General features: G+C 65.1%; 19 protein-coding genes, 2 tRNA genes and 1 pseudogene. 12 read left to right on the top strand and 10 right to left on the bottom strand.

Annotated features, from left to right (window positions below; genetic code table 11):
• The 8 genes from VHP37_02975 to VHP37_03010 all read left to right on the top strand — a co-directional run.
• Positions 1-535, top strand: a 535-nt coding sequence (locus VHP37_02975) for a type I secretion C-terminal target domain-containing protein (GenBank protein HEX2825286.1), incomplete at its 5' end; no start/stop codon positions are given.
• A gap of 114 nt (positions 536-649) precedes the next feature.
• Positions 650-2,911: a M10 family metallopeptidase gene (locus VHP37_02980; GenBank protein ID HEX2825287.1), complete on the top strand. Its 2,262-nt coding sequence runs from the start codon at positions 650-652 to the stop codon at positions 2,909-2,911.
• A gap of 43 nt (positions 2,912-2,954) precedes the next feature.
• A complete protein-coding gene (locus VHP37_02985) occupies positions 2,955-3,191 on the top strand; it encodes a hypothetical protein (GenBank protein HEX2825288.1) in 237 nt (78 codons plus the stop codon).
• A gap of 8 nt (positions 3,192-3,199) precedes the next feature.
• Positions 3,200-4,588: a class I SAM-dependent methyltransferase gene (locus tag VHP37_02990; GenBank protein ID HEX2825289.1), complete on the top strand. Its 1,389-nt coding sequence runs from the start codon at positions 3,200-3,202 to the stop codon at positions 4,586-4,588.
• Positions 4,585-6,129, top strand: coding sequence for a sulfatase-like hydrolase/transferase (locus VHP37_02995; GenBank protein ID HEX2825290.1), 1,545 nt, complete (start codon positions 4,585-4,587; stop codon positions 6,127-6,129). The genes VHP37_02990 and VHP37_02995 overlap by 4 nt, the downstream gene beginning before the upstream one ends.
• An 11-nt stretch (positions 6,130-6,140) precedes the next feature.
• Entirely contained in the window at positions 6,141-6,338 is a 198-nt protein-coding gene (locus VHP37_03000) for a VanZ family protein (GenBank protein HEX2825291.1), read from the top strand.
• Positions 6,335-7,807 carry a hypothetical protein gene (locus VHP37_03005; GenBank protein HEX2825292.1) on the top strand — a complete coding sequence of 491 codons (1,473 nt, stop codon included), beginning with the start codon at positions 6,335-6,337 and terminating at the stop codon, positions 7,805-7,807. The genes VHP37_03000 and VHP37_03005 overlap by 4 nt, the downstream gene beginning before the upstream one ends.
• Positions 7,808-7,904: 97 nt before the next feature.
• Positions 7,905-10,979 carry an FG-GAP-like repeat-containing protein gene (locus VHP37_03010; protein ID HEX2825293.1) on the top strand — a complete coding sequence of 1,025 codons (3,075 nt, stop codon included), beginning with the start codon at positions 7,905-7,907 and terminating at the stop codon, positions 10,977-10,979.
• A gap of 29 nt (positions 10,980-11,008) precedes the next feature.
• Here the strand turns inward: VHP37_03010 and VHP37_03015 are convergent, their stop codons facing one another.
• Positions 11,009-12,004 (bottom strand): VCBS repeat-containing protein, encoded by a 996-nt coding sequence (locus VHP37_03015; protein HEX2825294.1) that lies wholly within the window; start codon positions 12,002-12,004, stop codon positions 11,009-11,011.
• Positions 12,005-12,312: 308 nt separating this feature from the next.
• Here VHP37_03015 and VHP37_03020 point away from each other — a divergent pair, with 308 nt between their 5' ends.
• Both VHP37_03020 and VHP37_03025 read left to right on the top strand, forming a co-directional pair.
• Positions 12,313-13,269, top strand: a complete 957-nt coding sequence (locus tag VHP37_03020; protein ID HEX2825295.1) for a hypothetical protein — start codon at positions 12,313-12,315, stop codon at positions 13,267-13,269.
• Entirely contained in the window at positions 13,266-13,871 is a 606-nt protein-coding gene (locus VHP37_03025) for a class I SAM-dependent methyltransferase (GenBank protein HEX2825296.1), read from the top strand. Before VHP37_03020 ends, VHP37_03025 begins: the two co-directional genes overlap by 4 nt.
• A gap of 199 nt (positions 13,872-14,070) precedes the next feature.
• Here the strand turns inward: VHP37_03025 and VHP37_03030 are convergent.
• The 4 genes and pseudogenes from VHP37_03030 to VHP37_03045 form a co-directional block, all read right to left on the bottom strand.
• Positions 14,071-15,063 (bottom strand): annotated as a pseudogene (locus VHP37_03030) (autotransporter outer membrane beta-barrel domain-containing protein).
• Positions 15,060-15,464: a hypothetical protein gene (locus tag VHP37_03035; GenBank protein ID HEX2825297.1), complete on the bottom strand. Its 405-nt coding sequence runs from the start codon at positions 15,462-15,464 to the stop codon at positions 15,060-15,062. The pseudogene VHP37_03030 and the gene VHP37_03035 overlap by 4 nt, the downstream one beginning before the upstream one ends.
• Positions 15,465-15,615: 151 nt before the next feature.
• On the bottom strand, positions 15,616-15,753 hold the full coding sequence (locus VHP37_03040) for a hypothetical protein (GenBank protein HEX2825298.1): 138 nt from the start codon (positions 15,751-15,753) through the stop codon (positions 15,616-15,618).
• A 229-nt stretch (positions 15,754-15,982) separates the two neighbouring features.
• The gene (locus VHP37_03045; protein ID HEX2825299.1) at positions 15,983-16,297 is read right to left on the bottom strand and encodes a hypothetical protein; all 315 of its coding nucleotides are present in this window, start codon (positions 16,295-16,297) and stop codon (positions 15,983-15,985) included.
• Between the two features lie 602 nt (positions 16,298-16,899).
• On the opposite strand from VHP37_03045, the gene istA reads away from it, so the two are divergent.
• Together istA and istB are read left to right on the top strand one after the other, a co-directional pair.
• Positions 16,900-18,438, top strand: coding sequence for an IS21 family transposase (gene istA / locus VHP37_03050; protein HEX2825300.1), 1,539 nt, complete (start codon positions 16,900-16,902; stop codon positions 18,436-18,438).
• The gene (gene istB / locus VHP37_03055) at positions 18,419-19,186 is read left to right on the top strand and encodes an IS21-like element helper ATPase IstB (GenBank protein ID HEX2825301.1); all 768 of its coding nucleotides are present in this window, start codon (positions 18,419-18,421) and stop codon (positions 19,184-19,186) included. The genes istA and istB overlap by 20 nt, the downstream gene beginning before the upstream one ends.
• A gap of 152 nt (positions 19,187-19,338) precedes the next feature.
• On the opposite strand, the gene VHP37_03060 is transcribed toward istB, so the two are convergent.
• The 5 genes from VHP37_03060 to gltX all read right to left on the bottom strand — a co-directional run bounded on the left by VHP37_03060 (position 19,339) and on the right by gltX (position 21,922).
• A complete protein-coding gene (locus tag VHP37_03060) occupies positions 19,339-19,632 on the bottom strand; it encodes a hypothetical protein (GenBank protein HEX2825302.1) in 294 nt (97 codons plus the stop codon).
• Positions 19,548-20,129 (bottom strand): hypothetical protein, encoded by a 582-nt coding sequence (locus tag VHP37_03065; protein HEX2825303.1) that lies wholly within the window; start codon positions 20,127-20,129, stop codon positions 19,548-19,550. The genes VHP37_03060 and VHP37_03065 overlap by 85 nt, the downstream gene beginning before the upstream one ends.
• Positions 20,130-20,240: 111 nt before the next feature.
• Positions 20,241-20,316 (bottom strand) — tRNA-Glu (locus tag VHP37_03070).
• A gap of 72 nt (positions 20,317-20,388) precedes the next feature.
• A tRNA-Ala gene (locus VHP37_03075) sits at positions 20,389-20,464 on the bottom strand.
• Positions 20,465-20,515: 51 nt separating this feature from the next.
• A complete protein-coding gene (gene gltX, locus VHP37_03080) occupies positions 20,516-21,922 on the bottom strand; it encodes a glutamate--tRNA ligase (GenBank protein HEX2825304.1) in 1,407 nt (468 codons plus the stop codon).
• Between the last annotated feature and the right edge of the window lie 86 nt (positions 21,923-22,008).

Genomic DNA, 22,008 nt, shown 5'->3' on the forward strand with positions numbered 1-22,008 from the left:
GTGGGTAGGCGACAACTGGGGCGGCGATGCGGCCGGCGACCAGCTGATCTCGATCGAAAACCTCGTCGGGTCGGACACCGCCGACTGGTTCGAGGGCTTACGCACCGCCTCCAGCGTCCTCGACGGGCGCGGCGGCGACGACGCCCTGTTCGGCGGCAACGCGAACGATACGCTGCTCGGCGGATCGGGCAACGACTGGCTGGTCGGCGGCGGCGGGGCGGACACGCTCACGGGCGGCCCCGGGCGCGATTTCTTCGTCTATACGGCGCTGTCCGACGGCGTGGACACGATCACCGATTTCACGCGCGGTGCCGGCAACGACGCACTCGACATTTCGGACGTGCTCATCGGCTATCACAGCGGCACGTCGAACATCTCGGATTTCGTCAGGCTCACGCAAAGCGGCGGCAATACGACCGTCGCCGTCAACGCGGACGGTGTCGGTGCCGATTTCGTCAATCTGGCGGTGCTCCAGAACACCACCGGGCTGCTGTTGAACGATATGCTCGCGCAAGGGAACCTGATCGTGAGTTGAGGGTGCCGCCGCGGGCCTCGGGGCCGCGCTAAAAAAGGCAGGAGTAGCCGGAACCGGGCGACGGCGGCAAGGGTCTCAAGCGGACCTCGAATTCCGCCGTAAAAGGCGCATACCATGCCCGCCACCACTCTCGTCGAGCTCACTGGAGACCAGGACACCGACGGCGTCATCTCGGGCATCCGCTGGGCCGTTCCGACGCTGACTTTCAGCTTCCCGACGTCTGCCGCCTTCTACAGCCGCAGCTACGGGGCAGGCGAGCCGTTCGACCATTTCGGCGCTCTCAACGAGACTCAGAAGTCCGCCGCGCGTGCGGCGCTCGGGCTGTACTCGGCGGTCGCCCAGATCATCTTCGCCGAGGTCACCGAAAGCTCGGCCACGCACGGGGACCTTCGCTTCGCGCGCTCCGACGCGCCCGATACCGCCTGGGCGTATTACCCTGCGGCTTCCTCCGCCGGCGGGGACTCCTGGTACAACAGCTCCACCGGCTGGTACGACAATCCGGGCAAGGGCAACTATGCCTATCTCACCTTCGTGCACGAGCTCGGCCACGCGCTGGGTCTGAAGCACGCCCACGAGGACAACGCCGTGAGCGCGTCACACGACTCGATGGAATACACGGTGATGTCGTACCGCTCCTACGCCGGACAGAGCGTGGACGGCGGCTATACGAACGGCGCGTGGAGCTTTGCGCAGACGCCGATGATGCTCGACATCGCGGCACTCCAGCACATGTACGGCGCTAACTACGCCACGAACAGCGCCAACACCACGTATCGCTGGAACTCCATCACGGGAGAGCTCTCGATCGACGGCGTGAGCCAAGGCGCAGCAGGTGCGAATCGCGTCTTCATGACCGTATGGGATGGCGGCGGAACGGACACTTACGACTTCTCAAACTATAACGCTGGTATACAGGCGGACCTGCGGCCCGGCATGTGGTCCACCACATCGGACGCGCAGCGCGCGTACCTCGGCGATGGACACTACGCGCAAGGCAACATTGCCAACGCGCTTCTGCACGAAGGTGACCTGCGTTCAATCATCGAGAACGTGACGGGCGGTTCCGGCGCAGATCGGTTGATGGGTAACGACGTATCGAACGTGATCTCGGGCAGCGACGGCGCCGACGCTCTCTTCGGCCTCAACGGCGACGATCTCCTGCTCGGCGGTGCAGGCGCCGACACCCTCGACGGCGGGATCGGCACCGACACGGCGTCGTACGCCGGCTCTCCGGACCGCGTCTTCGTCCGGTTATGGGTGGGAGATTCGTGGGGCGGCCACGCCGCCGGCGACACGTTCGTGTCGATCGAAAACCTCGTCGGTTCGACGAACGCCGACTGGTTTGAAGGCTTGGGCTCGGCGCCGAGTCGGCTGGACGGCGGATCCGGCGACGACGCGCTCTTCGGTTTCGACGGCAACGATACACTCCTCGGCGGCGACGGCAGCGACTGGCTGCGCGGGCGCGCAGGCGCCGACCTCATCGACGGGGGCAACGGCATCGATACCGCTTCCTATGAAGGCTCGACGGCTCGCGTGTTCGTGAGGTTGTGGGTCGGAGACGAATGGGGGGGCGACGCCGCAGGCGATCAGTTGATGTCAGTCGAGAACCTCGTCGGATCGGAGCAGCCGGACTGGTTCGAAGGCCTGAGCTCGGTCGCGAGCACCCTCGACGGACGCGGCAGCGACGACGCGCTCTTCGGCTTCGACGCCGACGACACCCTGCTCGGCGGCGATGGCAACGACTGGTTGCGTGGCGGCGACGGCGGCGACGTGCTCAACGGCGGCAACGGGGTCGACACCGCGTCTTATGAAGGATCCGCCCAGCGCGTGTTCGTCAGGTTGTGGGTCGGCGACAGCTGGGGCGGCGACGCCGCCGGCGACAGCTATGCCTCGATCGAGAACCTCGTGGGATCGAGCAACTCCGACTGGTTCCAGGGACTTGCGGCCGCTCCGAGCGTGCTCGACGGACGCGCCGGCAACGATACGCTGTACGGCTTCGCCGCGAGCGATACGTTGCTCGGCGGCACCGGCGACGACTGGCTGGTCGGCGGCGGCGGAGCCGACACGCTCACCGGCGGTCCCGGGCGCGATACCTTCGTGTACGCAGGCCTCGGCGACGGCGGCGACATCATCGCGGACTTCACGCCCGGCGCGGGCAACGACGTGCTCGATCTGCGTGGCGTGCTCGTCGGCTACGATCCGGGGCGCTCTGTCGCGTCGGCGTTCGTTCGCTTCTCGAATGCGGATGCGGATGCCAGCATAGCGGTCGATGCGGACGGCGTCGGGGCCGATTTCGTGACTCTCGCCCTGCTCCGGAACGCCGCCGGCCTGACCCTCGACGACGCGCTGGCCCAGGGCAACGTCCTGCTGGTCTAGCGGGCGCGCGCCAGGGCGCGGCCTCATCCGCTATACTGGTTCGATGACACTACGCATCCGGCTTCTTTCGCCCGTCGCCGTCGTCGCGCTGTTCAGCATTCCGCAAATCGCCTTCGCCTATCTCGATCCCGGCACCGGCAGCATGCTCCTGCAGGGGCTGCTCGCGCTCGTCGGCGGCACCGTGGCGACGATCGCGATGTACTGGCGCTCCTTCAAGACCCTCCTTAGACGTCTGCTCCGCGGCACCGACCGCGACCGGGATCCGCCCGCGTCCGCGTGAGTCGGGCCGTGGCCGTCGCCGACCCGGCTTCCTTCAGGGATCCTAAAGCCACGGTCTATATCGTCCGGGACCGGGTATTCCGCACTCTCGACGAAACGGCCTGGCGGCATTATCAGCAACTGCGCGCCTGTGGAGCGCTCGACGAGCTCGAGCGGGCTGGCCGTATCGTGGCGAGCCGCGCGGCCGAGCCCGGCGAGCTCGTGTCGCCGCAACGAGCGGACGCGCGTCACGTGCTCGAGCACGAGCGTATTCCCTGCGTCTCCTATCCGTACGAGTGGCCGTTTTCGCTGCTCAAGCGGGCCGCGCTGCACCAGCTCGACTTGCACCTCGACCTGCTTGCGCGCGGCTATACGCTGAGCGACGCATCCGCCTATAACGTGCAGTTCCGCGGCACGCGCGCGGTGTTCATCGACGTTCCGTCGATCAGGCCGTACGTCGAAGGCGAGTATTGGGACGGTTACCGGCAGTTCTGTGAGCAGTACCTGAACCCGCTCCTTCTCACCGTCGAGACCGGCATTCCGTTTCACGCGTGGTATCGCGGAAGCATGGAAGGTATCCCGGTCGATCACATCGCGCGGCTGCTGCCGGCGCGCTCGCGCGCATCGTGGCGGGTGCTGCTGCACGTGGTACTGCATGCTCGCATGCACGCGCGCACCTCCACCGAGCGCGATGCCCGCGCCGCGGCGGCTCAGCGCCGGCCGATGGCGAAGTCGACATTGCTGTGGCTTCTGCGTTCCCTGCGCAGCTGGATCGCAAGTCTCGAACCGCGGCGCGGACGCACGGCGTGGAGCAGCTACCATCTGTGCGCGTCTTACGACGCGCACGAGTCCGCGACCAAGCAGGGTTTCGTCGAGAGCTACATACGCCGCCGCGCGCCTGCTCAGGTACTCGACCTGGGATGCAACGAAGGCGCGTTCGCCCAACTCGCGCTGAGCGCCGGTGCAACTCGCGTGATCGGCTGCGATTTCGACACAGGGGCGCTGGAAGCCGCCGTCGAGCGCGCGGACCGGCATCACCTCGACTTCCTGCCCCTGTTTCTCGACGCCGCGAATCCGACGCCCGAACAGGGCTGGGCGCAGGCTGAGCGCAGGGGCTTTGCCGCAAGGACGCGTAGCGACGCGCTCGTCACCCTCGCCTTCCTGCATCACATCGTCATCGCCCGCAACGTGCCGTTGACGGCTGCGCTCGAATGGCTGACATCGCTCGCGCCTTCCGGCGTGATCGAATTCGTGCCGAAGACCGACCCGAGAGTGCGCACGATGCTCGAAGGCCGCGAGGATATCTTCCAGCAGTACGATCCCGCTTCCTTTCGCCGCGAGCTGTGCCGCCACGCAGCGATCATCGGCGAGCAGGCCGTCTCGCCCGGCGGGCGGGTGCTCGTGGAATATTGCCGATGAGCGGGTTAGTTGCGGCGCGCAGCCGCGCGCCCCTCGCCGGCTACACGATGATTTGCCTGTGGCCGGCCGCGATGTTCGTCGCGCGCGAGCACGCACAGGGCGAGCGCGTCGGGCCGCTCGCGCTCGCGGTCGCATGCGCGCTGTCCGGACTGTTGTGGCTCGGGGGCATGCTCGCGGCCCAGGCAGTCGCGGCGTCTGCGCGCGGGTGGCCGCACGCCCGCACGCTCACGGTCCTGACCCTCGCGGTCTTCGAGCTTTTCGCGCACGAAACGCTGCGTTACATCCTCGCTGGCGTCGGCATCGGCGCGGCCGCATCGGCGGTGCTGTACTTGGCGCTCGTCTCGACGACTCTCGCGGCGATCTCGTACTTCTCGGTACACGAGGCGATACGCAGCGGCGTGGGCGTCACCGCGACGTTACTCACCCTGCTCGCGACGATGCACGCGCTGGGCTCGCAGGCGCTCGCTCCGCCTCCATCGGCTGTCGCGGGCGAGCCGCGATTTCAGCCGGTACGAGCGTCCACGCCGCGCAATGTCTATCTGGTCGTGCTGGACGGTTATGCCGGGCCCGCGGCCCTGCTCGAGCATCTCGGATACGATGTGCAGCCTTTCATCGCACAGATGCAGGCGCTCGGCTACGTACACGTGGAGCACGCCCGCGCGAACTACACGACCACGTACACCTCGATCATGGCGATGCTCGCGATGGACTACGTGGTCGACGATACTGCGCCGCCGTATACGTCCACGGAGCCGTTTTTCCCGGCCGCGTGGCGCCGCGACGGACTGCCTGCCGCCCCGCGCAGCCTCGCGGCCGGCGGCTACGACGTCCTGCACGTCGGCAACCTGTGGGTGCCGTGCAAGCAGTCGGTCGAGGTCGAATGCCTGGGCGCCAGCGAGCTCGGTTGGGCCGCTCACACCGTCTACGGCTTCTTTTCGCCGACCAAGATACCGCAGCGCTTCGCGCGCGCTTTCTTCGACCCCGGCGGCATACCCACCGTGCTGCGCGCGGTACCCGAGCTCACGTCACGCAAGCGGCCGTTCCTCGCGTTCGTACACCATCTCTCGCCGCATGCGCCTTACGTTCATGCCGACTGCTCGACGGACTATACGCTCGGCGACGAGCGTGAAAAGTACAAACAGTCGATCACGTGCGTGAACGCGCTCGTTCTGGAGCTCGCGAAGGCGCTCGCGGCGCGCGACCCTGAAGCGATCGTGCTCTTCCAGGCGGACCACGGCAGCGACTTCAACGTGCCGTGGAAGCAGCCGTTCGCGGAGTGGGGTGACGTCGCCATCGACGAGCGCACGAGCATACTCAGCCTGGTGCGCGTTCCCGATGCATGCCGGCGCTGGATACCGGACGATCTGTCACCGCTGAACGCGATGCGGCTGGCCCTCGGATGTCTCGAGGACCGACAGCCTGTCTACCTGCCGGAACGCAGCTATCTCACCACTTACCCCACGTTTCCGGACTTCGGTCGCGTGCGCGACGTGAGCGCCCGTTTGCTGCAGCACGCGGCGCGCAAGCGACACGCGCGATGAAACCGGCAAGCATGGCGCTGGGCATGGCGCTCGAATGCGTCCAGGCCGCACTGCCCTATCGCAGCTTCGACGTGCTTGACATGCTCGCCAACGCTTCCGGGGTGCTCATCGGCTGGGCAGTCGCACCTCCACGCACGGCCAACGCCGTGCGGTGGCTGCAACGCACAGGTTCGCGGCGATATCGTGACGAAGCGGGAGGCCAACGATGAAGCGGCTGAGGATCGCGCTCTTGTACGCAGCTCTGGCGGGACCCACGAGCGTCCACGGCGCATCGCCCGGCATCGGCGCGGCTGCGGCCGGGGCCGTGAACGTCGCGGATTTCGGCGGCGTCTGCGACAACGTCACCGACATCGGCCCGCCGATGCAACGCGCGGTGGACGCGCTGGTGTCGGTCGCCGGCGGCCGCGGGGGGTACGTCGACCTTCCCGCGGGTCATTGCCGGATCGAGACTCAGGTCAGGGTCGGTTCGAACAACATACGGTTCCGCGGCAAGGGCATGCTCGCCACCGCGCTGGTCACGAGATCGCAGACGCTCACGCCGATCCGCGTGATCTCGGTAACCGGCTTCGGCATGAGCGATATCGGCATGACGGGCAGCGGCCCTGGCAACAAGGCGGTTGGCCTCGATCTGATCAACGTATGGGAATCGGGCCTCGACCGCGTCGCGATCAACCGCTTCGCCGTCAACGTGCGGTTCTCGCCGGGTATTAATGCGTCGTATTCGAACTGGATCAGCGACAGCTTCATCACGATGGCCAATGCCACGAACATCGACGCACAAGCGGGGACGAACAGCCTCAAGCTGCGCAACGTCGCAATCGGAGGGTCGCCCGCGCAGCGCGGCGTCAAGGTCGTCGACTCCACCGATTTCAATGCGATCGGCTACAACTGCGAGGGCGTGTCGGTCGCGTGCATCGACATCGACGCCACTCGCGACACGGTGAACAACTCGACCCATCACATCGCGAACGGACATCATGAAAACAACACATCGAGCGTCGCCGATATCGTCGTCGGCGCGACGCGAACCGTCTACGGCGTGAGGGTCGAGAACATCTTCTTCTCCGCCGGCGCCGGCGCGCAGTACCCGATCAAGCTCGTCAACGCTCACAACGTCACGCTCGAGAACAACATCGTTGCGTCCGGCTACGCGATCTCGCAGTATCCGTACATCGGCAACGTCAGCAATCTGAGCGCGCAGGCGAACCGCTGGCAGCTTCCGAGCTTCAATACCGTGCTCGGCGCCGACGTGCGCATCGGCGGCGCGGATCTGAGCGCGCCCCCGGCTTCCAACCTCGAGGTACAGGGCGGCAGCGGCATCACGGTCGCACGCGACGCGAACGGCACCGGCTCCGGAATCGGTCTGACGTTCCGACAGAAAGACGCGCGCAATACGTGGGTGCCCTACGGCTCGCTGCGCGGGAGCCTGCGTTCCGCGGTCCCAGGCGCGGTGACCGCCGAGCTGACGCTCAAAGGCAAGGTCCGCGGTGTCGATACCGATTACCTGACGCTCGACGACACCGGTTTCAGACCGCTCGCCAAGACATTCGCGAACCTCGGAGCAGCGTCGAACGGCACGTTCGTCTACTGTCCGGACTGCGCGATCGCCAATCCCTGCGCGGGCAACGGCACCGGAGCGTTCGCGAAACGGCTGAACGGGGCGTGGATCTGCAACTGAACGGGCCGGCGGATTGGCGCGCATGCCGCCGATGCGTAGACTTTAGGCTCCGCGCCGCGCGCTCAGGCGGCTTTTCCACAATCCCGACAAATCACCGATGGCCAGCCGACCGATCATTTCGAACGTCCAAACGAACCTCACCTATCGGCGCGGGGACGATCCGCTGCTGCTCGCGCCGAATCTCGTCGTCACCGATACGGACAGCGCGACCCTCGCCCATGCGATCGTGCGGCTGCGTGTCGATTACGATCAGCCGCTAGGTGACGAGCTCGCGGCCGACGTGAGCGGAACGAACATCACCGCGTCCTACGATGCCGCGAGCGCCACGCTCATCCTCAGCGGAACGGACTCGGTTGCGCACTACCAGCAGGTCATGCGGTCGGTGACTTATTCGTGGTCCGGCGATGTCGCGGAGCGCCCGACGACGAGCCGCGCGGTCGAATGGCAGGCAGACGACGGCAGCGGTTGGGCGGGCTTCGGCACCCCCGCTTCGATCGACCTTGGCGGCCCGACCGTTCGCATCGACTCCGTGCTTGCGGCGGACGTGAACGGCGACGGAAGAGACGACCTTTTCGGCGGCCCCCTGGTGTTGCTCAACCACGGCCACGGGACCTTCGGCGCGCCGCGGCAGACCTGGTTCACGCCCAGCAGCGTCGCGGACCTCGACGGCGACGGCAACCTCGACATCATCGCGGCCCTGATCGTGAACGGAGTTCGTGTCGTCCAGACCGCGCTCGGCAACGGCGACGGCACCTTCCGGACGCCCGTGTCGCACGCCGCGCCGTCGTGGACTTCCCTGGTCCAGCCGACCGCCGTGGCCGATCTGAACAACGACGGCAAGCTCGATATCGTCACGACGGGATCGGTCCTGCTCGGAAACGGGGACGGCACGTTCAGCACGGCGCAGCCGATAGGCTCGGACAGCAGCGTAAACAACGTCGTCGTCGAGGACACCAACGGCGACAGTCGGGTCGATTTGATCCTGCAGCATACCGATCCCTCCGGTGCTCACTTCTACGCGACCGTATGGAAGGGAAACGGCGACGGGACGTTTCAGGCGCCGCTGCGTTCGGAGTTGCCCGACGGCATGAGCCCTTTCAACGGCAACATATCGGTGGGGGACGTCAATGCCGACGGACGCATCGACCTGGTGGTCACCACTAACAGCTCGACCGGTGTGCTGCTCGGCGCAGGCGACGGCACGTTTGCCGCGGCGATGTTGCACGGGGGCATCACGCGTCCTATCAGGACGGCGATCGACGACGTGAACGGTGACGGCCTGTCGGACATCGTGATCGCGGGCGGCGAGAACGGCTACGAGAGCAGCGTTCGCATCATGCTCGGCGGCACGAACAGCTACGTGGAGTACCACAGCTCGTTCGGCGGCAGCACGCCACGCAGGCTCGCCTTCGGCGACTTCGACGGCATCGGCGGCCCCGATTTCGCGGCCATCGGGAATGGGCGCAGCGGGAGTGAATTCACCTTCACCGCGGTGCTCAATGCAGGCACCAACATGTCCGACCCGGTCCACACGGCGCTCGCGCTGGAGTGGGGCGCCAATGTCTATGCCTGGTCGGCGCTCGCCGACGGCCAGAGCCTGCCGTTCGACCCGTCGACGGACCGCATCGTTTTCGACGACGCCTCGATCTCCGCCGCCGACGTGAGCCTGCGCGGCGCACTGCTCCAGCTCACGCATCAGGACAAGACGGTCACGTTCGAAAGCGACTTGCGGACCGTGACGACGACCAATGTCGCTTTCACCGACGGCAGCGTGCTGCTCGTCGGCGACAACACCACCGGTGCGGCGCTGGACGACGCCGCCAACACGCTCGTCGGCGGTTCGGGCAACGATCAGTTGTATGGCGCCGGGGGTGACGACGCGCTGAGCGGCGGCAATGGCGACGACATGCTGGTCGGCGGTGCCGGCGGCGACTCGTTGGACGGAGGCGCCGGAAGCGACACCGTATCGTACGCGGGTTCCGACGCTCGCGTGTTCGCGCGGCTCTGGGTCGGCGACGCGTGGAACGGAGAAGGCTGGCGCGACCGCGACCATGCGGACGTGCTCGTTTCGATCGAGAATCTCGTCGGCTCCGATCATGCCGACTGGTTCGAAGCGAGCGACCTCACGGGCAGCACCCTGGACGGGCGCGCGGGTCAGGACACCTTGTTCGGCCGCGGCCACGCCGACCGGCTCATCGGCGGCGCCGACGACGACATGCTGTTCGGCGGCGTGGGCGACGACGTGCTGATCGGCGGCGCCGGTGCCGACGTGATCGATGGCCAAGACGGCAGCGGCGATATCGCATCGTACGAAGGCGCGCCGTCACGCGTGTTCGCGCGGCTGTGGGTCGGGGACGCATGGGGCGGCGATACCTCGAACGGCCACGGTGCGACCGATACGCTGCTCAATCTCGAAGGCTTGATCGGCTCCGACAACGCCGACTGGCTCGAAGGCGTGCTGAATGCCCGCAGCACCCTCATCGGCGGAGCCGGCGACGACGCACTATTCGGCTTCGGCGGCGACGACCTGCTCGACGGAGGATCAGGGAACGATTGGCTGCGCGGCGGCGCCGGCGGTGACCGCCTCGACGGTGGAGACGGCAACGATACGGTTTCGTACGAAGGTTCCGACGCTCGTGTCTTCGCGCGGCTGTGGGTCGGCGACGCATGGAACGGGGACGGCTGGCGCGATCGCGACCATCCGGACGTGCTGCTGTCGATCGAGAACCTGGTCGGCTCCGACCACGCAGACTGGTTCGAGGGCGACGCCGGCGCGAACCGGCTCGAAGGCCGCGCGAGCCTCGACACGCTCTTCGGCCGCGAGGGCGACGACGTGCTGATCGGAGGAGCGGACGCCGACACGTTGTCAGGCGGCTCCGGAGCCGACGTTTTCGTTTTCCGCTCCGCATCCGAAGGCGTGGACACCATCGTCGACTTCGAGCGCGGCGCGGGGCACGACCAGCTGCGCTTGGAGCAGGTCCTGGTCGGCTACGTTTCCGGTCTGTCCTCGATCGCCAACTTCGTCGAGTTGCGCGAATCGGGCGGAGACACCATTCTCGCCGTGGACCCCGACGGCATGGACGACGACTTCGTCGATCTGCTCGTCCTGCAAGGACAGGTCGGGCTCAGCTTGAACACGCTCGTTGCAGACGGCAACCTGGTGATCGCCTAGACGGTGTTCGCGATCGCGCGCCGGCTACGTCACGGCCTGATGATCACCTGGTTCTGATCGCGCAAGCTCGGAAGGTAAGCCCAGGTTTTCAGAACCGTCCCGTCCATGAGCCAGATCCCGTTGTCGCCGGAATTGTTGTCTCGCCACACGATGTCGGCCTTGCCGTCGCCGTCGTAGTCGCCGGTCGCGGCCACGGTCCATTTCCTCGGACCGAGCGGACCGCGGGCAAACGACGCCGCCTCGGTAAACGCTTGTTGCGTCGGATTCACGCCGTCCATGAACCAGATGACGTTGTCGCCGTTCTGCGTGTTACGCCACAAGATGTCCGACTTGCCGTCGCCATTGAAATCCGCGGCCGCGGCAATGATCCAGTCCGTGACGATCGCGCCCAGGGACGCATCGCTCGCGATGGAGGCCCCGTTCATCAGCCAGATCACGACCTCGCCCGTCTGATCGTTGTACCAGAGCAAGTCGGCCATGGTGTCGCCGTCGAAGTTTGCGACGGCCGCCACGATCCAGTGGGCGTTCGTGACGGCTGGCAGGAACGGAGCATCCATGACGGTGGCGCCGTCGAGCATCCACATCACGTTTTCCCCGGTCGCGGTATTGCGCCAGAGGATATCGGCCCGTCCGTCTCCGTTGAAATCGCCGGATCCGGCGACCGTCCAGTCGGTGCTGACGACTCTGGGAAGCGATGGAGTGGCGGTTACGTCGAAACCGTCCATGATCCAGAGCAAGTTGTCGCCGGTTGCGATGTTGCGCCAAATCAAATCACCGCGCCCGTCGGCATTGACATCGCCGATCGCAGCGACACGCCACTTCACGTCCGGCACCTTCGGCAGCGTCTGACTTTGTGCGACGGCAGCGCCGTTCATGCGCCAGATCATATTGTTGCCGTTTCCGAAATCGCGCCACAGGATGTCGGATTTGCCGTCGTTGTCGAAGTCGCCCCGCGCGGCCGCATTCGCCGGCCCTGCCAGGACCGCCGCCCCGAGCAACACCGCAAGCACGAACAACGCTTTCATGAGATTGCCTTTTTGTGATTTGCCGCCTTCGGTGCGAGTGACTCGCGGAATTCGACCGGTTTCTCGGTGCGACGACTGCCCGCATGGTAACGCATGCGTGCAAAGCCGTCTGAACTGCCGAATTCGATACGAAATCCCGGCTCAGACTGGGGAATCAGTGGCGTCCCCGCGGGGAAGCGTCGATATCCCAAGGCTCGCCGCTTGGGCGCTTCTGACGGTCGCGTAGTAAGAGTTTATCCACTGATCGATGCGGTGAGCGAACGGTATGATCAACGAGTTGCCAAAGCGACATTCAGCCGAGCAGGTAAGTGGGCCTGGAACCCACAATCCACCAACTCTGCGACGCTTGGATAGCTAGCGTCCAGCCAAATGAACGAGGTGCGCGGGGAATAGGCGGCCGCGAGCACCGGCTGCACGCGAACGGGATCGTTTTCCACAAACTGACCTATTCGGAACTTCGCGCCGCTTGCGTAGGTCTTCTGCGCGTTCTTACGTTCGGACAGATGATCACGGTGGTGGACCGCGATCATCTGCTACTTTGGACATGGATAGGCGATTTGGTGCTCTACAGTGGCGACCCGGCGATCCCGCGCTTTTTTGGAGTCGAGGAGACTGAAATTCGCGAGTTGTTTACTAGCGCGCTGTGCGCGTCCTTTGCGGATGTCGCCCAGCCCGCGGCACCGACGTCTGAGGAATGGACACGCTGGCGTCAGGTGAGGCAAGCGATGGTGCCTCCGGCTTTGGACCAGTTCCTCTCGCGCCGCCATCTGATCTTGGCGTATCTGTCGTTCCCTTTATTGGAGGCGCTGCTGAAGAAAGCGGCTGCGCGTTACATTAGCTACGCGGGTCGGGTTAAGAGCGAATGGGACGCTCCGACCATAAGTCCCCTCGGGATATTGGACTCGTCGAACATGCGGCGTCGAATTTACAAGGTTGGTAGTACCTGTAGCAGCTTGCGAGATTTACTGTTCTTGGTCTTTGAACGAGTCGCGGACGCGGATCTGCGCCAAGATCTGGATGACATCCGCGCACACCTAGCTGAGTTCGATGGCACGTCAATTGACGCGTTCGAACGGCTTTATCGGTGGCGCAATAGTTCGCTGCATGGTGAAACCATGCCTACCCGCGATTGGGGGCACCGTCCTCACAATCGCATCTCGCATCGCCCTGTTTTCGCTGCAGGATTCCTTTCAGGCCCTTCGAACGGCAATCGGCAAAGAGATCGACTTGGGGGGATCGTCGCGTTCGTTTGGCTTCTACCGTGATCGATCAAACTGACATTTTTGTTGGGGGTGAAGCTGACGCCTACTACCAGCGCAACGGGCATCGGCCGCCATACGGCGAGACGCTACGCTACTTCGTCCCGCACATCAGGCCGGGCATGAAGGTGCTCGAAGTCGGCTGCAACAACGGGCTGAACCTGCGCTGGCTCGAAGAACAGATCGCATGCGAAGGCTACGGCGCCGAGCCCTCCGTGCGCGCCATCGCTGGGCAGAAGAACCTGCTGCGCGCCACGGCTGACAGACTGCCGTACGTCGACGAATCGTTCGACGTGGTGCTGCTCGGATTCTGCCTCTACCTCGTCGATCGGCGTCGGCTGTTCCACGCGATCGCCGAGGCACACCGGGTGCTACGCGACGGCGGGTTGCTGGGCGGTTGGGACTTTCGCGTGAGCGCGCCGCAGAAGCGCGTTTACCGGCACCACCCAGGCGTGTGGTCGTACAAGATGAACTACGCCGGGCTGTGGCTCGCGAACCCGGCCTACACGCAAATCTTCGACGACACGTTTGAAGCCGAGGGCACGGCGATCGCGGTGTGGCTGCTGCGCAAGGACGAGGCGCACGCGTATCGAATCACCGACGGCTAGGGCGTCACTCGTTCTTTGAACTTGTTCGCCAGCTCCAACTCCAGAAGCTCCGTCGGCTTCACGACCAAGACACGGCATGCCTTCTCTAGCTGCTCGCGCTTGTTGAGAATCCGACTGTCGGTGGGCACGAAAAATCCGCCGCCATACTTACCTGCTCGGAACGGCGTTGTCGAGGCCGGACGGGCATATCACCAGCATCTCACCACGTGTAACTCAGCCTGGCGCTACCCGCATACACATAAGACCTGGACCCCGCTTCGCCATCGAACCGAAGGGACAGCACGGTGTTTCTGGCGATCGGCAGCTCGGCGGATAAACCGAGCAACGCCGCATTCTCTGACTGTCGAGCCCCACGCACGGTAAAGGTCGCCGCCGGCAGTTGCTGGAAAGTCGCCGATGCCGCGGCATCCGTATTGAAATTTCGCACCCATGCGGCACGCGCGCGAAGCGTCAACGTGCCGGTAGCAGCCGTGAGGCGGTGGGCGAGGGATGCGCCGAGCTCCGTTCGCAGCAACGTTTCATGCCGGGATGCGAACGACAACGCCGAGGCGCCGCTGCCGCGCGCCGCACGCTCCGAATAGGCGGGTATGTAGACCCGTTGCACCTGCAAAGCCGCGTACGGCGACACCGTTCGTGGCTATTCCTCCGGCTGATACCCGACCTCCACGCGCACGGCGACATTGTGCGCAGTGAAGTCAGCGAGCAACTGCTCGACGCCGATCGCGGTGGTCGAGCGGTTGGCGTGTACGCGATGTGCCCCGTACGCTACGGCGCCGCGCACGTAGCCCAGGCGAGCCCGGGCAGTACCGTAAACAGCGCCCTGTATGAAGTTGCTGTCCATGGAACCGGCCCCGTCGGAGAGCCGGACGCGGGACTCGCCTCCGGCAAGGGCTAGCCCGATTGCGCTGCGCGGCGAGAGATCCCTGTCGACTCCTGCGGCGACGCCGTAGATACGCTGCGCTTGCGACGCGCTGCTGGTAGAAGCGTTTCCGTCGGCGCCTCCGCGACCGCCGAACACGTCCACCCATGCGCTTTTATCCGTAGTCGTGACGCTATCGGCGCTCGCGTCAGAACCCGTTCCCGCTAATTGCGCCATCGCGTAGCGTCGTGGCGTGATGCGGAAATCGGCGCTTCGCGGGATTTCCGACCCGCCAGCGGCACGTGTACCGATCATCCCAAGAAATCCGGTCATGGACACCGAGGGCAGCTGGTCGCCACTGCGCCTAGCTCACCGCTCAGCTCCTTGAAGGCGGACGCAAGCGCATCGGGGTCCTTCTGGAGCAATCCGAGAAAGGGAGAGCCCGGTGGTGCGCCGTTGTTGAGCCCGGCCGCGATAGCGTCACCGACCGCGGCTTGGTTGCCGCTCAGTCCCGGGAGGTTTGCGGTGGTTGCGCGGAGTTCGAGCACCGTTTCGGTATCGCTGTAAGCCAGACTTACGGCCAGGAGCGGCGGCAGCACCGGGGTGATCAGCGAGCCGAACGTGCCGCTGCGGTCGGTGTAAGTAAGGATCGAATAACGTTTCGGCGCGTACGAGCCACTTTCGAATTCGACACCGACCGTCCCCGCCAGATTGGCCGCTCCAGTCACCGACACGCGTGCCTCCGCTGTAGCTGTTGGCGCCGGTGAGCGTCAAGGTTCCCGGGTCGGGCTTGGTGAGCTGACCGGGGCCCGAGACTACACCGCTCATGACGACCGCTCCATTGGTCGTGTCGATGGAACCGCCGTTGGTATCGAGCGTGGCCGGTTATGGGAAAACGATCGATTGCGTGCGTTTCAGGATGCCGCCGCTGAACGTCAGCGTCGGCCCCTTGGCTGCGGGGTCGTTCTCGGTGAAGAACGGTTTCGATCGGTCGATATTGTTGGTCCAAAGGAGCTCGAACAACGTGGTGTCGTTATAGACGAACCCTCGCTCGTGACGTCGACCTCGTCGTTGCCGAGCGCCGACGGCGCGCCGCGATAGTTTCGCAGATCGTCGGTCAGTCCATTGGCGAGGCGTGTCACATACACGCTTTGATTCGGGGCGATGATCGGCGGTGGCGCTTGCTGGCCGCTCCAGATCGCGTAGCCGCCGCTAACGCGCAGGGTCAGGAAGCCGCTCAGACTGCCGAGCCTTACGGCTGGGTTCCGTTGTACAGGCCCAACGTATTCACGGTGGCTCCCATCGTCGCGAATATCGCTCCGTTCGGAGCGAGGAATCCATAGCTGGGCGTTTGTCCCGCGAATCCCGCAATGGGTTGCTCCGGTGCGCCCATGACGTTACGCAGGGTGAGTTGCGTCGAGCCGCCGCCAAGATAAAGAATGCGGCTGCCGTCGGTGTCGAAAATGCGCCCGCTGATCTGATCAACGCGCTCGAGCGTTTGGGCGCTACTGCATGACGCGACAAGCGCTAGCGGGAGCGCACACCAAGTTCTTGCTTTCATCGCCATTACGAGTATTTTTCTGTTGATTCTACGGACGATCCAGGTTTGCGCCCGCCGGCCTTGCACAGCACACACCTTCCTTTCGGCTACACTGAGCGCGTTCGCGCGCTTTTCTGTGGACAGCGTAATGCACTGGTGCGCCAATATGAGGCACTGGACGGCAAGATCGCTAAGGTGACAGCGATGCTCTCCCACGTCCGCACCCGCCGCTGCCCGAGCAAATCGGGAAGTGGGAAAACGAACGGGGAGAAGATTCGCGCGGCATTATCGGCACCGAGACACGGCTACGCCAAGCGCAACTGGTCGTTGAACTTGCTAAGCCGACGTGATGCAGATCCTAAATTCGCCTGTCGACCGACGTGGCGGTCGCTCGATCGGGAAAGCCGAAAGACTTCCTCGCGATCATCATCCCGCGCGTCCGGCTGGACCCGCGGGATCTAACGTACCGGATTAACTACAAAATACCCCGGCGGCCACCCAAATTCCCCCACCTGTGGCCACCGCAAATTCCCCCACCCCTGAGGCCATGTAAGCGCGCCTGAAGCCAGGGCGCTGACCGGCGGGACGTTTACGCTCGCTCCCCTCGAGCCAAGGGGGAGATCAGGGAGTTGAACGTCTTGAAGCCGCATCTACGCATCACCGTCGACACGCTGCTGAAGAGCGGCATGTCGCATCGGCAAATCGCCCGCCGTACCGGAGTTGATCGCAAGACGATCCGCAGCTACGCGGCGGCGCTGGCAAATTCCTCCGGGGTGGCCACCGGCTCTGAAGGGGCGGCGGCCGCGCAAACTCCCCCACCCCGGCCACCGACTCTAAGCACCTCGGCGTGCGAGGCGCACCGCGCCTGGATCGAAGAGCAGGTCACGCTCGGGCGCAACGCTGTGGCCATCTACCAGGAGCTGGTCGACGCCCACGGCTTTACCCACCGCTACAACTCGGTCAAGCGCTTCGTCGCCACGCTCAAGGCGCGCGCGCCGGAGCGCTTCGACGTGCTGGAGTTTCTGCCCGGCGAAGAGGCGCAGGTCGATTACGGCCAAGGCGCGCCCACGCTCTACCACACCGGCCGCTACAAGCGGCCGTACTTGTTCGTGATGACGCTCAAGTACTCGGGCAAGAGCTTCCGCAAGGTGGTGTGGAAGACCGACCAGCAGGCCTGGGCGCGGCTGCACGAGGAGGCGTGGCGGGCCTTCGGCGGCGTGTGCCAGTACGTCGTGCTCGACAACCTGAAGGAAGGGGTGATCCGGCCCGACATCTACGCCCCGGAACTGAACGGCGTCTACAGCGCGCTGCTCGCGCACTACGGCGCCGTCGCCGATCCGTGCCGGGTGCGCGACCCCAATCGCAAGGGCAGCGTCGAGAACGCGATCAAGCACACCCAGGCCACCGCGCTCAAGGGGCGCAAGTTCGACGCGATCGAGGCGCAGAACGCGTTCCTGGCGCATTGGGAGGAGCGCTGGGCAAGCTTACGCATCCATGGCCGCAAGAAGCGCCAGGTGCTCGAGATGTTCCGGGAAGAGCAGCCGAAGCTCAGGCCGCTGCCGCTTGAGGGCTTCCGGCTGTTCAGACAGGTCACGCGCACCGTCGATGACGCCGGCCTCGTGCAGATCGAAGCCGCCTACTACGCTGCGCTGCCGGCCGCACCGCACAGCGAAGTGACGGTTCGCATCTACCACCAGCACATCGAGATCGTCGATACCGCCGGCCAGGTGCTGCGCCGGCACGAGAAGGCGACGCGCCGCGGCGCCTTCGTCATGGAGGGCAGCGATCGGCTGTTCAACCCCTCGCGCGAGAGCGCGCGCGTGCTCGCCCGCGTCGAGAAGATCGGCCCCTGCACCGCAGCGCTCGCGCGCGAGCTCTTCGTGCGCCTGGGCCGCCCCGGCAGCCGCGCGATCTACGGCATCGCCAGCCTCACGCGCACCTACACCCGCAGCGACATCGAAGCGGTGTGCGCCCGGCTCGTCGCCTCGCAGTGCTTCTCCTACACGGCGCTCAAACGCGCGCTCGAGCGCCGCGTCGCAGACACCGCCGTCATCGCTTCGCCGCTCACCCAATCCGGCCCCCAGATCCGGACGCTCACCGAGTATCAATCGTTCTGGGACACCCACTCTCACTCACAGGAGGACCCTGATGGCAATGTCTATCACTGAGCTGGAACGCGCGCTGCGTGCGCTGCGACTATCCGGCATGAGCGCAACCCTGCAAGCCCGCGCGCTCGCCGTAGCGAGTCACGAAATGGACTTCGTGGAAGCCTTCTCGTGGCTGGTGCAGGACGAGCTCGACCGGCGCCGCTCGCGATTGCTCGATCGACGCTACACGCTCTCGGGACTGACCGAGCGCAAGGACTTGAAGGACTTCGACTGGAGCTACAACCCCAGGCTCCCCAAGCGCGAAGTACTGGAGCTCGCCACGCTGAAGTTCATCGACGCCAGAGAGGACGCGCTGCTCCTCGGCCCACCCGGCACCGGCAAGAGCCACGTCGCCAAGGCGCTCGCGCTGGCCGCCGTCGGCCGCGGCTACAAAGTCGTCTACCGCGAAGCGCATCAGTTGCTCGAGGACATCAACGAAGCGCGCGAGCTGGGCGAGCTGCGCAAATACCGCGCGCAGTTGAAGGCCGCCGAGCTCCTGGTCATCGACGACCTGTTCCTGCGCCGGCTTCCGGCGCACGCCGGCGACGAACTCGCCGACGTGCTCATGAGCCGCTACGAGAAGGCCTCCACCGTCATCACGTCGAATCGACCGTTCGACGACTGGGCGAAACTGCTCGGCGACGTCGTGGTCGTCACGCCGCTGCTCGACCGCCTCCTGCACCACGGCCACATGCTCAAGTTCGAAGGCAAGAGCTGGCGCCTGAAGGAAGCCGCCGCCCGCGTTGCCAAGCGCACCTCAGCCGTCTAAAGTCCAGCCCGTCCCGCCGCAGGGGTGGAGGAGTTTGACCCGGCCACGGGTGGAGGAGTTTGAGGTGGCCACCGGGGAAAATACCGGCCGCAGCCGGGAATTAGTGGCGCCCCACGGCGTTTCGAACGTATCCCATCCGTAGAATTAATCACTTACGTAGATCGCTTGCTGTCTTCAAGCCTGCCCGGCGGAAGGCTCTGGTACAGCGCATCGACAGACTTGGGGTGACTGATCATCTGATCCGCGATGGCGTTCACCAGTCGCAACAGCTTCTGCGCGGTGTCTGCATCGTCATGGAGGTCGAGCGCGCCGGGGCGCACGGCGTCGTCCCCTACGACGCGCACTACATCGAGCGCTTTTTTTACCGTGGGATTGAGGCCCTTCTCCACGAGCCCTTCGATGTCCTCGTCGATGGTCTTCCTGCGCTCACCGAGGTGTCTGCACAACTTCTGGATACATAGTCTGAGCAGCGCGCACGCGCCCCGCGGGACGCGTGGATGATCTCGCGCGCTTCGTCGAAGTCGGCGACGATGTCATCAGGCAAGTCTTCGTTCGGCGCGATCCCGGCCTTCTCGGCCGGGAAGACGAGGCGCTCGCCCACCCATACCGAAGCCTTGTGACAGTGATAGCAGATGGATAAAAAGAGGTTTGGCGCTTCGTGGCTGAACAGGTCGCGTCGATTCGCGGCGAGGCGGACGTGCCCGGCTTCGATTGCATCCAACCACTCGTGTATGTTGCGGCCCTGGCTGTCGGTCGATTCCTCGGCTTTTCCAAGCCGCTCGCGGATTCGTCTCCGCGCATCGGCATACGGAACGTGCGGGCGCTTGTCGCGCTCACCGAGCGAGACCGCATGAGCCGAGTTCCAGTACTGCGTCGTGTAGGCGCCGCAGTACGGGCAATCGAAGGCGCTCGCATGTATCGAGGCCGGTACGCTTTTCGGCAAAATCGCTCCCCCTGCGTGGAAGCGAAAACGGGCTAGCTCTCGCTAACCCGTTATAGTTCTGCAGCCAATGTTCGCACCGCCTCCTGCGGCGGCCGAATTGGCGGATGAATCTGGCGTCCCCACGGGGATTCGAACCCCGGTTACCGCCGTGAAAGGGCGATGTCCTAGGCCTCTAGACGATGGGGACTAAAGGACTTTCTTACTGCTCAAAAAAACTGGGGTCGGACCCCATAAAACGGGGTCTGACCCCATTTTTCCGTGGTGGAGGTAAGCGGGATCGAACCGCTGACCTCTTGCATGCCATGCAAGCGCTCTCCCAGCTGAGCTATACCCCCACGCGAGAGGCGAAATTATAGCCAAGGGCGCCGGGCGTGTAAACAAAGTGGTTACGAGCCCGGGGGTTGCAGCGCACTGTCGATGCGCTTCAGCACAGCCTCCTTGCCCATGACCTCCAGGGTGGCGTCGATCGAGGGCGTCTGGGTCGTGCCCGCCACGATGACGCGCAGCGGCATGGCGACCTTCGGCAGCTTGAGCTTGTGCTCGCCCACCACCGCCTTGATGGCGTCGTTGATCTTCGCGCGCTCCCAGTCGGTGCTCTCGAAGCGGTTGCGCAGGTCGCGCAGCGCGGGCATGACGTCGTCGGTCAGGTGCTGGCCCCGGAGCTGTTCGGGCGCGTGCAGCGGTTTGTAGAAGTACACCGCCGCGTCGGCAAGCTCGACCAGCGTGCTCGCGCGCTCCTTGAGCAACGCCACAACACGGGGGAGCGCCGGCCCCGCGTCCACATCGATTTCGTGCGTGGCAAGAAACGGCCGCAGGAGCTCGGCGAGCCGATCGTCGGCGGCTTCCTTCAGGTACTGCTGGTTGAGCCACGTAGCCTTGCCGGCGTCGAAGCGCGCCGGCGACTTGCTGATGTGCTCGAGATCGAACCACTCGACGAGCTGCTCGCGCGTGAACTTCTCTTCGTCGCCGTGCGACCAGCCGAGGCGCGCGAGGTAGTTCACCAGCGCTTCGGGGAGATAGCCCTCTTCCTGGTACTGCATGACGCTCACCGCGCCGTGGCGCTTCGACAGCCGCTCGCCGTCCTGCCCGAGGATCATCGGCACGTGCGCGAACTCGGGCAGCTTCGCACCCAGCGCTTTGTAGATGTTGATCTGGCGCGGCGTGTTATTGACGTGGTCGTCGCCGCGGATCACGTGGGTGATGCTCATGTCGATGTCGTCGACGACCACGCCGAAGTTGTACGTGGGAATGCCGTCGGAGCGCATGATCACCAGATCGTCGAGCTCGCTGTTCGCCACCGTGATCGGGCCTTTGACGAGATCGTTGAAGGTGACCTCGCCTTCGTCGGGATTGCGCAGGCGGATGATCGGCTTCACACCGGCCGGCGGAGTAAGACCGTCACGCTTCGCGTTCTCGGGGCGCCAGCGGCCGTCGTAGCGCGGCTTCTCGCCTCTCGCACGCTGCGCTTCGCGCAGCGCGTCGAGCTCTTCCTTGCTCGCGTAGTCGTAATACGCGTGGCCCTGCGCCATGAGCTGCTCGGCGACCTCGCGATACCGGTCGAGGCGCTTCATCTGGTAATACGGCCCTTCGTAATCGTCCATCCCGAGCCAGCGCATGCTGTCGAGGATCGCCTGCGTCGAGGCCTCGGTCGAGCGCTCGCGGTCGGTGTCCTCGATGCGCAGCACGAAGGTGCCGCCGAGCTTTTTCGCATACGCCCAGCAGAAGAGCGCGGTGCGGGCGCCGCCGATGTGGAGGTAGCCCGTGGGGCTGGGGGCGAAGCGGGTGCGGATCATGGGGATGGTGTGGCGGAAAAGGCCGCAATTTTACGCCAAACCCACCCCCACCCTAACCCTCCCCCGAGGGGGGAAGTGTATACATG

The organism is Burkholderiales bacterium (assembly GCA_036262035.1).
Classification (GTDB): Bacteria; Pseudomonadota; Gammaproteobacteria; order Burkholderiales; family SG8-41; genus JAQGMV01.

Excerpts from the sequence above, each read along its gene's own strand:
- istB (HEX2825301.1), top strand. The coding sequence starts at position 18,419 with ATGGCAATGTCTATCACTGAGCTGGAACGCGCGCTGCGTGCGCTGCGA.
- VHP37_03015 (HEX2825294.1), bottom strand. The coding sequence starts at position 12,004 with ATGAAAGCGTTGTTCGTGCTTGCGGTGTTGCTCGGGGCGGCGGTCCTG.
- VHP37_03000 (HEX2825291.1), top strand. The coding sequence starts at position 6,141 with ATGGCGCTGGGCATGGCGCTCGAATGCGTCCAGGCCGCACTGCCCTAT.
- VHP37_03010 (HEX2825293.1), top strand. The coding sequence starts at position 7,905 with ATGGCCAGCCGACCGATCATTTCGAACGTCCAAACGAACCTCACCTAT.
- VHP37_02985 (HEX2825288.1), top strand. The coding sequence starts at position 2,955 with ATGACACTACGCATCCGGCTTCTTTCGCCCGTCGCCGTCGTCGCGCTG.
- gltX (HEX2825304.1), bottom strand. The coding sequence starts at position 21,922 with ATGATCCGCACCCGCTTCGCCCCCAGCCCCACGGGCTACCTCCACATC.
- VHP37_02980 (HEX2825287.1), top strand. The coding sequence starts at position 650 with ATGCCCGCCACCACTCTCGTCGAGCTCACTGGAGACCAGGACACCGAC.
- VHP37_02995 (HEX2825290.1), top strand. The coding sequence starts at position 4,585 with ATGAGCGGGTTAGTTGCGGCGCGCAGCCGCGCGCCCCTCGCCGGCTAC.
- VHP37_03045 (HEX2825299.1), bottom strand. The coding sequence starts at position 16,297 with ATGGCGATGAAAGCAAGAACTTGGTGTGCGCTCCCGCTAGCGCTTGTC.
- VHP37_03005 (HEX2825292.1), top strand. The coding sequence starts at position 6,335 with ATGAAGCGGCTGAGGATCGCGCTCTTGTACGCAGCTCTGGCGGGACCC.